7 protein-coding genes are annotated in these 10,560 nt (G+C 70.3%); 6 read left to right on the top strand and 1 reads right to left on the bottom strand.

Features of this window, described 5'->3' with window-relative positions:
* Positions 1 to 75: 75 nt before the first annotated feature.
* Positions 76 to 267: a DUF5703 family protein gene (locus tag C1I98_RS27975; RefSeq protein ID WP_438672113.1), complete on the bottom strand. Its 192-nt coding sequence runs from the start codon at positions 265 to 267 to the stop codon at positions 76 to 78.
* A gap of 170 nt (positions 268 to 437) precedes the next feature.
* Here C1I98_RS27975 and topA point away from each other — a divergent pair, with 170 nt between their 5' ends.
* The 6 genes from topA to C1I98_RS27945 all read left to right on the top strand — a co-directional run.
* Positions 438 to 3,095: a type I DNA topoisomerase gene (gene topA / locus C1I98_RS27970; protein ID WP_111170400.1), complete on the top strand. Its 2,658-nt coding sequence runs from the start codon at positions 438 to 440 to the stop codon at positions 3,093 to 3,095.
* Between the two features lie 364 nt (positions 3,096 to 3,459).
* Complete coding sequence (locus C1I98_RS27965) at positions 3,460 to 4,758, top strand: metallophosphoesterase (protein WP_233508253.1); 1,299 nt, start codon at positions 3,460 to 3,462, stop codon at positions 4,756 to 4,758.
* Between the two features lie 181 nt (positions 4,759 to 4,939).
* Positions 4,940 to 7,036 (top strand): dTMP kinase, encoded by a 2,097-nt coding sequence (gene tmk / locus C1I98_RS27960; protein ID WP_111170398.1) that lies wholly within the window; start codon positions 4,940 to 4,942, stop codon positions 7,034 to 7,036.
* Positions 7,037 to 7,047: 11 nt separating this feature from the next.
* Positions 7,048 to 8,220: a DNA polymerase III subunit delta' gene (locus C1I98_RS27955; protein ID WP_111170397.1), complete on the top strand. Its 1,173-nt coding sequence runs from the start codon at positions 7,048 to 7,050 to the stop codon at positions 8,218 to 8,220.
* Positions 8,221 to 8,315: 95 nt separating this feature from the next.
* Complete coding sequence (locus C1I98_RS27950) at positions 8,316 to 9,155, top strand: PSP1 domain-containing protein (RefSeq protein ID WP_438672112.1); 840 nt, start codon at positions 8,316 to 8,318, stop codon at positions 9,153 to 9,155.
* The coding region (locus C1I98_RS27945) for an alpha/beta fold hydrolase (RefSeq protein ID WP_111170402.1) at positions 9,148 to 10,560 on the top strand (1,413 nt) is incomplete at its 3' end. The genes C1I98_RS27950 and C1I98_RS27945, both read left to right, overlap by 8 nt.

Here is a 10,560-nt window from a genome sequence, read left to right as displayed (position 1 = left end):
ATAAGAGACAGGAGTGGGCATGCCTGAAGGTAGTGGTGTGTTATCCCCGGAGGCGGGATAAGTAAGTCCAAGAGGTCACATCGTGCGCATGACCCGTATGATCCTTCGGCGTAGCCGTACATGCCGGGAACCGTCGGGATACAGCCGCAGACGGTCGAGTTCCCAGTTTCCGTGCTCGGCGTGTTCGGTGAGAAGCTGCCGGGCGGCCTCTCGGGTGGTGCCGCGCGGGATGAACACGTGGAAGTAGGAGTAGTCAGGCACAGCCATTAGTCTCCGAGGGTGGGCTAGACGACGAGGGCGCTCTCTGACCCTTATTCTGCGTCCTGGTGGGTGGACCTGGAAGGGAACGGGGGTAGCCCGGTAGCCCGTGGGGATGGGAAACCTGTGCGACGGGTTACCTTCGGGGGAACCTAGAGAACAGCGAGGTAGGAAGCAGCGTGCCAGCGAACAACGGCAACTCCGCCGGGACCCGCCTGGTGATCGTCGAGTCGCCCGCGAAGGCGAAGACCATCGCCGGGTACCTGGGGCGCGGCTACGTCGTGGAGTCGAGCATCGGACACATCCGGGACCTGCCTGAGAAGGCGGACGACATCCCGGAGAAGTACAAGGGCGAGACGTGGGCGCGGCTCGGCGTCAACGTGGAGCATGAGTTCGAGCCGCTCTATGTCGTCAACCCTGACAAGAAGTCGCAGGTCTCGAAGCTGAAGCAACTCCTCAAGGACGCCGACGAGCTCTACCTCGCGACCGACGAGGACCGCGAGGGCGAGGCCATCGCCTGGCACCTGCGCGAGGTGCTGAAGCCCAAGGTGCCGGTGCACCGGATGGTCTTCCACGAGATCACCCCGCAGGCGATCCGGGAGGCGGTGTCCAACCCGCGCGACCTCAACCTGCGGCTGGTGGACGCCCAGGAGACCCGGCGCATCCTCGACCGCCTCTACGGCTACGAGGTCAGCCCGGTGCTGTGGCGCAAGGTCAAGCCGCGGCTGTCGGCCGGGCGGGTGCAGTCGGTCGCGACCCGGCTGGTGGTGGAGCGCGAGCGGGACCGGATGGCGTTCACCGTCGCCCACTACTGGGACCTGTCGGCGCTGTTCGACACCGGCAAGAAGGAAGAGGACCCGCGCGCCTTCACCGCGGCCCTGACCTCGGTGGACAGCCGGCGGGTCGCGCAGGGCCGCGACTTCGCGTCGACCGGCAGGCTGAAGAGCACCGACGTGCTGCACCTGGACGAGCGGGCGGCGGGCGAGCTGGCGGGCCGGCTGCGCGAGTCGGCATTCGCGGTGTCGTCGGTCGAGCGCAAGCCGTACACCCGTAAGCCGTACGCGCCGTTCCGGACCACGACGCTCCAGCAGGAGGCCAGTCGGAAGTTAGGGTTCTCGGCCAAGTACACGATGCAGATCGCGCAGCGTCTGTACGAGAACGGGTACATCACCTACATGCGTACCGACAGCATCACGCTGTCGGAGACCGCCGTGGCCGCGGCCAGGTCGCAGGCGATCAAGCTGTACGGCAAGGCTTACGTACCGGACAAGCCACGCTCCTATGCCAGCAAGGTGAAGAACGCCCAGGAGGCGCACGAGGCGATTCGCCCGGCCGGGGAGGAGTTCCGCACGCCCGGCGAGACCGGGCTGAACGGTGACATGTTCCGCCTGTACGAGCTGATCTGGCAGCGCACGGTCGCCTCGCAGATGAAGGACGCCACCGGCGAGTCGGTGTCGGTCAAGGTCACCGGGGAGTCCAGCACCGGGGAGCGGGTCGAGTTCAGCGCGACCGGGCGGACGATCACCTTCTACGGGTTCCTGCGAGCCTATGTGGAGGGCGCGGACGACCCGTCCACCGACCGCGACGACTCGGAGAAGCGGCTGCCCAACCTGGCCGAGGGCGACCGGCTGACGGTGAGCGAGCTGAACGTGCTGGCCCACGCGACCAAGCCGCCCGCGAGGTACACCGAGGCGTCGTTGATCAAGGAGCTGGAGGACCGGGAGATCGGCCGGCCGTCCACCTACTCCTCGATCATCGGGACGATCCTCGACCGCGGCTACGTCTCCAAGAAGGGCACCGCGCTGGTGCCGTCGTTCCTGGCGTTCGCCGTGGTCAACCTGCTGGAGCAGCACTTCGGCAACCTGGTCGACTACGACTTCACCGCCGAGATGGAGAAGGTCCTCGACGACATCGCCAACGACCGCGCGGAGCGGGTGCCCGAACTACGCAGGTTCTACTTCGGCGAGAACGGCGACGAGGGCCTGAAGGAGATGGTCACCGACCTGGGCGAGATCGACGCGAAGGAGATCAGTTCGTTCCCGATCAAGGGCACGGACATCGTCATCAGGGTCGGGCGATACGGGCCGTACCTGGACAGGGACGGCGCTCGGGTCAACGTGCCGGAGGACCTCGCGCCCGACGAGCTGACCGCGGAGAAGGCCGAGGAGCTGTTCGCGCAGCCGAGCGGTGACCGCGAACTGGGCACGGACCCGGAGACCGGGCGGCTGATCGTCGCGAAGTCGGGGCGGTTCGGGCCGTACGTCACCGAGGTGATCCCCGAGCCGGAGGAGCCGGCGGAGGGCGCGAAGAAGTCCAGGAAGAAGGACGTGGTCAAGCCGCGTACCGGCTCGCTGTTCAATTCGATGAGCCTGAACACGGTCACGCTGGACGACGCGCTCAAGCTGCTGTCGCTGCCGCGCGTGCTGGGTGAGCTCGACGGCCAGGAGGTCACCGCACAGAACGGGCGGTACGGGCCTTATGTGAAGAAGGGCACCGACTCGCGGTCGCTGGCGGCCGAGGAAGACCTGTTCACGGTGACGCTGGAGCAGGCCAAGGAACTGCTCGCGCAGCCCAAGCAGCGGGGGAGGGGGCGGGCCGCCGCCGCGCCGCCGTTGCGTGAGCTGGGCGATGACCCCAGCTCCAAGAAGCCGGTGGTGGTGAAGGAAGGGCGGTTCGGGCCGTACGTGACCGACGGTGAGACCAACGCCTCGCTGCGCAAGGGCGACGCGGTGGAGAGCATCACCATCGAACGCGCCGCCGAACTGCTGGCCGAGCGCCGCGCCCGCGGCCCGGCCCCGAAGCGCCCCCGCGCCAAGGCGGGCGCGAGCAAGACCTGACCCCCGGCCGCGGCCGGTGCAGCGCCTGGCCGCACCGCATAAAGCGCCCGGCTCTGGCCCGTGAAACGCCCGGCCGCGGCCCATGACGGCCCCTGCCCCGGCCGCGGCCGGGCAGGGGCAGGGTTCGCCGTACGGCCGGTGGGTTGTCGCCTTGTGTACGGCGGGCGCTTCGCCGCGCGTAAACGACGCCGCCGATCCTTGGGCTACCTGCGAATGGGCGCCGGCGGGCCCGTCTGAGAAATCTCTCAGGAGGACCCGCGCACATGATCAATCGTGCTCATAGCATGCAGGGCAGTTCACATACCGGCTGCACATATTTCCCTGCCGGCCCGCCGGTGCCGTCGACAACAGATGTGGAGTGGCCGTGGGGTTCGTCGTGACGGGCGCGGTCGTGGCGGCCGTGGTCCACTCCTACCTGTGGTGGCGGCTGGTTCGCGGGACCACCCGCCCAGGCGGGCGCATGCGCCGGGTGCTGACCTGGTGCCTGATCGTGCTGGGCGTGCTCGTCCCGCTCTCGATGGGCCTCCAGCGCCTGATCGCCGGATCGTGGCCGGCCTGGCCGGGCTACATGTGGATCGCGATCATGTTCTACCTGGCCGTGTACCTGGTGCTGCTGGAGATCCCCCGGGCCGTGGCCGGGCTGGTACTGCGGCGCGGAGTCCAGACCGTGGCCGCCGTACCGGCGCCCGCCGTACCGGCGACCGTGGGCGCAGCCACAACAGCCACAGCAGCCACAGCAGCCACAGCAGCCACCGCACCCACCGCACCCACCGCACCGGCGGCACCGGTAGCGCCGCCCGAGCCCCCCACCAGGGCGGACGGGATGGACCGGCGGCTCTTCCTGGGCCGTACCGCGGCCGCGGTGGCCGGCGTCGGGGCGCTGGCGACCGTCGGTTACGGGATGCGCTCGGCGCTCGGCGACCCGGTGATCGAGCGCGTCGCGGTCACCCTGCCCAAACTCGACCCCCGGATGGACGGCCTGCGCTTCGCCGTGGTGAGCGACATCCACATCGGCCCGCTGACCGGCCGGGCGCACACCGAGCGCATCGTACGGATGATCAACGAGCTGGAGGCCGACGTCGTCGCGATCGTCGGCGACATGGTGGACGGCACGGTCGCCGAACTCGGCTCGCAGGCCCGCCCGCTCCGCTCCCTCGAATCCCGCTACGGGGCATATTTCGTGACCGGCAACCACGAGTACTACACGCCGAACGGCGCCACCGAGTGGATCGAGGAGGTGCGCGACCTCGGCGTACGCCCGCTGCAGAACGAGCGCGTGGAGATCGCGCACGGCGGCGCCGTACTCGACCTGGCCGGGGTCAACGACCTCGGCGGCGCGGCACAGGGCCAGGGCCCCGACTTCGCCGCCGCGCTCGGCGGCCGGGACACCGCGCGCCCCGCCGTACTACTCGCGCACCAGCCCCGCCAGATCGCCGAGGCCGCCCGGCACGGCATCGACCTGCAATTGTCCGGGCACACGCACGGCGGCCAGATGGTGCCGTTCAACCTGGTCGTGCCGCTACAGCAGCCGGTGGTCAGGGGCCTGGCCACGGTGGACGGCACGCCGATCTACGTCACGCGCGGGGCCGGGTACTGGGGGCCGCCGGTACGCGTGGGCGCACCGCCGGAGATCACCATGCTGAGCGTCCACGCACCCCGATAAGCCCCGAGGAGCCTTGATAAGCCCAGATAAGCCCGGATATTTCGGCAGGGGGACCTAATCACCGTCTGATACCTGCGCCGGGGACCTCCCGGGTACTACCCTCAGGCGTCGAGCGGACGGGTCATTCCGGGCGGCTCAACTACATCCCCTGCCGTGCGAGCACCTGGATACGCTGAACACTATGACCACCCCTGGCCCTGGCCCCGCCCGCGCAGTGTCGCGACGCAAGCCCCCGCATGTGCTGGCCAATGCCCGGTTCCGCCGTCTTTGGATGGCCATGTCAGTGTGCAGCCTGGGCGACTGGCTGAACATCATCGCGCTGACCGCCCTGGCCGGCAATCTCACCCAGGGGTCGGGCTACCAGACGCAGAGCCTGGCCATCGGCGGCGTGTTCGTCGCCAAGATGCTGCCCGCGATCCTGCTGGGCCCGCTGGCCGGGGCGGTGGCCGACCGGTTCGACCGGCGGCTCGCGATGGTGGCCGCCGACCTGCTGCGGTTCGCGCTGGTGGTGTCCATCCCGGTGGTCATGCTGGTGTCCACGCCCTCGCCGGGCACCTACCAGTGGGTGATCATCGTCACGCTGCTGGTCGAGTGCGTGAACCTGTTCTGGGTCCCGGCCAAGGACGCCACCGTGCCCAACCTGGTGCCGAAAGACCGACTGGAGGAGGCCAACCAGCTCAACCTGCTGGTCACGTACGGCACCGCCCCGGTGGCCGCCGCGCTCTTCGCGCTGCTGGCCCTGCCCGCCGACCTGCTGCGCGGCGTCGTACCGATCCTCGCCGACGACCCGGCCCGCCTGGCGCTGTTCATTAACGCCGCCGTCTACCTGGTCTCGGCGTTCCTGATCTTCACGCTCCCCGACTTCCCGAAGAACCACACCGGCATCTCCACCCCGTCCGTGCTCCGCCAGATCGGCGAGGGCTGGCGCTTCGTCGGGGCCAGCCCCATCGTGCGCGGCCTGGTCATCGGCATGGCCGGCGCGTTCGCGGCGGGCGGCGCGGTGATCGGCGTGGCCAGGGTCTACGTGGTGAAGGGCCTCGGCGGCGGCGACGCGGCCTACGGCACCGTGTTCGGCGCGGTGTTCGTCGGCATGGCCTGTGGCATGTTCTTCGGACCCCGGCTGATGCGCGAACTGTCCAGGCGGCGGCTGTTCGGGCTGGCCATCGTGGCGGCGGGGGCGGTGCTCGCGACCACCGCGCTGATCCACAACCTGGTGCTCGTGGTGTTGCTGACCGTGCTGCTCGGCGCGTGCGCGGGCATCGCGTGGATCATCGGCTACACGCTCATCGGCCTTGAGGTCGAAGACCAGTTGCGCGGGCGCACGTTCGCGTTCCTGCAGTCGCTGGCCCGCGTGGTGCTGCTGCTCGTGGTGGCCGTCGCGCCCACCCTGGCCGGACTGTACGGCGAGCGTGACATCAAGCTCGGCCCCAACGTCGACTACTCCTTCGACGGCTCCAACCTGGTGCTGCTGATCGGGGCGGTGCTGGCCACGGTCGTCGGCGTCGTGGCGCTGCGCCAGATGGACGACCGCAAGGGCGTCCCCATCGCGACCGACCTGCTGGCCGCGCTGCGCGGGCATCGGTACGCGCCGGACCAGCCCGAGCGTCCGCGCGGCATCTTCATCGCGTTCGAGGGCGGCGAGGGCTCCGGCAAGACCACCCAGTCCAGGCTGCTCGCGATCTGGTTGCGCGACCAGGGGTTCGACGTGGTGCAGACCCGCGAGCCGGGGTCCACCAAGGTCGGCATGCGGCTGCGCGCGATCCTCCTGGACGCCGCCCACCAGGGCCTTTCCCCGCGCTCGGAGGCGCTGCTGTACGCCGCGGACCGCGCCGAGCACGTGGAGAAGGTGATCATGCCCGCGCTGACCCGTGGCGCGGTGGTGGTGACCGACCGATACGTCGACTCCTCGCTGGCCTACCAGGGCGCCGGCCGTTCGCTCGACCGGGCCGAGGTGGTCAGGCTGAACGGCTGGGCCACCGGCGGCCTGGTCCCCGACCTGACCGTGCTGATCGACGTGCCGCCGTCGGTCGGGCTGACCAGGTTCGCCTCGCCGGCCGACCGGATCGAGTCCGAGCCGCTGGAGTTCCATGAGCGGGTGCGGCGGGAGTTCCGGGCGCTGGCGGCGGCCGAGCCCGACCGGTACGTCGTGATCGACGGCACGCTGACGCAGGCGGAGGTCAACCGGCTGATCCAGGACCGGGTCCGGGAGATCCTGCCCGACCCCGTTCCACACGACTCCGAAGACTCAACGGGCACGATGCCCGCGATCCGCGACTAACCTTTGATGCTGTGAGCGTCTTCGACGATCTCGTGGGCCAGGAGCGGGCCGCCGCCGTGCTCGTGCAGGCGGCGTCCGCCGCGGCCGAAGCCGTCGCGGGCGGGCGCGGCGCGGGGATGACGCACGCTTGGCTGTTCACCGGCCCGCCCGGTTCTGGCAGGTCCACCGCGGCCAGGGCGTTCGCCGCCGCGCTGCTCTGCCCCGACCGCGGCTGCGGCCACTGCGAGCTGTGCCACCAGGTGGCCATCGGCTCACACCCCGACCTGGAGTCCGTCCGCCCCCAGGGCCTGTCCTACAGCGTCAAGCAGACCCGCGAGCTGATCCTGCGCGCCGCCGGGGCCCCGACGCTCGGCCGGTGGCGGGTCGTGCTGTTCGAGGACGCCGACCGCACCACGGAGGCGGCGGCCAACGCGCTGCTCAAGGCCATCGAGGAGCCGCCGCCGCGTACGGTGTGGCTGCTCTGCTCGCCCGCGCCCGACGACATGGTGACCACCATCCGCTCCCGGTGCCGGCTGATCACGCTGGTCACCCCGTCGGCCGCGGCGGTGGCCAATGTGCTGGCCACCCGCGACTCGGTGCCGCCCGCGCTGGCCGAGTTCGCCGCGCGGGCCGCCCAGGGCGACATCGAGCGGGCCCGCAGGCTGGCACTCGACGAGGAGACCAGGCGGCGCCGCGAGGCGGTGCTGTCGATCCCGGTGTCGCTGTCCGGGGTCGGCGAGTGCATCTCGGCGGCCGAGCGGCTGGTCAAGACCGCCGAGGAGGAGGCCGCGGCGGCGACGGCCGAGCTGAACGAGACGGAGACCACGGAGCTGCGGAAGGCGTACGGCGAGGGGTCGTCCGGCAAGGGGCTCAACAAGGGGCTGGTGCGCGGCGGCGCGGGGGCGCTGAAGGAGCTGGAGGACCGGCAGAAGTCCCGGGCGACGCGGATCAAGCGCGACACTTTGGACGTGGCGCTGCTGGAGCTGGTGGCGTTCTACCGTGACGTGCTGGCCGTGCAGCTCGGGGCCGGGGTGGTGCTCGCGAACGAAGACCGCCGCGCCGACATCGACGACCTGGCCCGTACCACGACGGCGGAGCGCTCGCTGCGCCGGATCGACGCGATCATGCGCTGCCGCGAACGGCTGGCCGCCAACGTCAACCCGCAGATCGCGGTCGAGGCCATGACGCTGGCACTGCGTCCGTAGACGGGCCGATAGGTTCGCGCGAGGCGGGCGCGTAGGGTGGCCGCATAGGCTGGCATGGCGGCAAGCCGTACGCATGAGGAGGCGAGCACGACTCCATGGGCATGATCATGGCGGTCAGCTTCACCCGTTACGGGCGGCTCTACTACCTTGATCCCGGCGGGCACACGCCCAAGGTCGGCGACAAGGTGTTGGTACCGACCGACTCTGGGCCGGAGGTCGCAGAGTGCGTCTGGGCGCCGCAGTGGGTGAGCGAGGAGATCGACGGCCTGCCGGTGTGCGCCGGCCTCGCGCAGGAGGAGCACCTCGGCCGCGACGAGGCCAACCGCAAGCGCCGCGCCGAAGGGCGCAGCGTGGCCAAGCGGTTGATCAGACGCCACGACCTGCCCATGAAGGTGGTCGGCATCGACTATCTCGACGGTGACAATGTCTTCACCGTCTACTTCTCCGCCCCGCACCGGGTCGACTTCCGGGCGCTGGTCCGCGACCTGGCCCGCAACCTGCGTGCCCGGGTCGAACTCCGGCAGATCGGCCCGCGCGACGAGGCCCGCCTGCAAGGCGGCATCGGGCCGTGCGGGCGAGATCTGTGCTGCGCGACCTTCCTGAAGGACTTCGAGCCGGTTTCGGTGCGGATGGCCAAGGATCAGGACCTTCCGGTCAACCCACTCCGGATCGCCGGGGCGTGCGGGCGGCTGATGTGCTGCCTGAAGTACGAGCACCCGCTGTACGTCAAGGCCCACGAGAAGATGCCGCGGCTCGGGCTGAAAGTGGACACGCCGGAGGGGGCGGGCACGGTGATCGGGCGCAATGTGCCGTCCGACTCGGTCGTGGTCCGCCTCGACGACGGCGGACGGCGCTGCGCGTGCCCGTCCGCTTCGGTCTGCTCGCCACGCAAGCAGCACGACGCCATGCACAGCGCCGGCGGCGGCGATGCCTAGGACACGCCGGTGGCGTGTACTGGCGCTGGCCGTACTCCTGGGCGCGGTGGCCGCCTGCTCCGGCCAGAAGGGCGCTGAGCCCTCGCCGGGCGCTTCTGACGGGCGTGCCACGGCCCCCAGCGAGCGCGCGCCGACCCCCGCCCTGCAGCCCTACTACGGCCAGCGGCTGGACTGGTCGGAGTGCGGCGACGGGTTCGAGTGCGCCAAGCTACAGGTACCGCTCGACTACGGCAAGCCGGGCGGCGAACGCATCCAGATCAGCGTGAACCGGCTGCGCACCGAGGACCAACGGCAGCGGATCGGTGCGATCCTCCTCAACCCCGGCGGACCCGGAGCGTCCGGGCTCAACTACGCACGGGCCGCCACGTCGGTGCTGACCCCGCAGGTACGCGACCGGTTCGATGTGATCGGCTTCGACCCGCGCGGCGTCGGCGAATCCACCCCGATTCGGTGCCTTTCCACCGAACGCCTCGACGCCTACCTCTCGCTCGACAACACCCCCGACTCGGGCGCCGAGACCGGCGCGCTGGAGGAGGGCGCCCGGCGGTTCGGGGCCGGCTGCCAGGCCGCCTCCGGCAGGCTCCTGCCGCACGTCGGCACGGTCAACGCCGCCCGCGACATCGACATCCTGCGCGCCGCGCTCGGCGAGCCGGGGCTGACATACCTGGGCAAGTCCTACGGCACGTACCTCGGCGCGGTGTACGCCGACCTGTTCCCCAAGCGGGTACGCGCCCTCGTACTGGACGGCGCGGTCGATCCCTCGCTCACCCCGATCGAGACGAACCTCACCCAGGCGGCGGGCTTCGAGGTCGCGATGCGGGCGTTCATCGAGGACTGCTTCAAGCGGGCGAACTGCCCGTTCCAGGACCATCGCGTAGAGACGGCACTCGCCCAGGTCGAGGACCTGCTCCGCCGTACCGACCGGACACCGCTGACCAACTCCACCAGCGACGGCCGGCAGGTCACCGAGGCATGGACCTCCCTGGGCGTCATCACCCCGCTCTACGACAAACGCTCCTGGGCCACCCTGCGGCAGGCGCTGACGTCGGCCTTCAAGGGCGACGGCACCGAACTACTGCAACTGGCCGACATCCTGATCGACCGCCGCCAGGACGGCACGTACTCCAACCAGACCGAGGCCAACATGGCGATCAACTGCGTGGACGGCGAGTTCCCCTCCTCCGTCGCCGCCTACCGCAAGGCCGCCGACCAGGCCGCCGACCGCGCCCCACGCTTCGGCGAGGCGGTCATGTGGGGTTCCCTGCCCTGCGCCTTCTGGCCCGCCGGGACGATCACGATCAGCCACATCAGCGATCTTGTGCCGCTGCTGGTCCCTGCGGCATCGGTTCGTGCCGGTTCAGGTAGCAACCCGGCGTCAGAGCGCAAGACGGAGGCACCCATTGGA

Source organism: Spongiactinospora gelatinilytica, assembly GCF_003236385.1.
In the GTDB taxonomy this organism is placed as follows: Bacteria; Actinomycetota; Actinomycetes; order Streptosporangiales; family Streptosporangiaceae; genus Spongiactinospora; species Spongiactinospora gelatinilytica.
The sequence above is the reverse complement of the archived record's forward strand: the minus strand, read 5'-3'. Positions and strand labels throughout refer to the sequence as shown.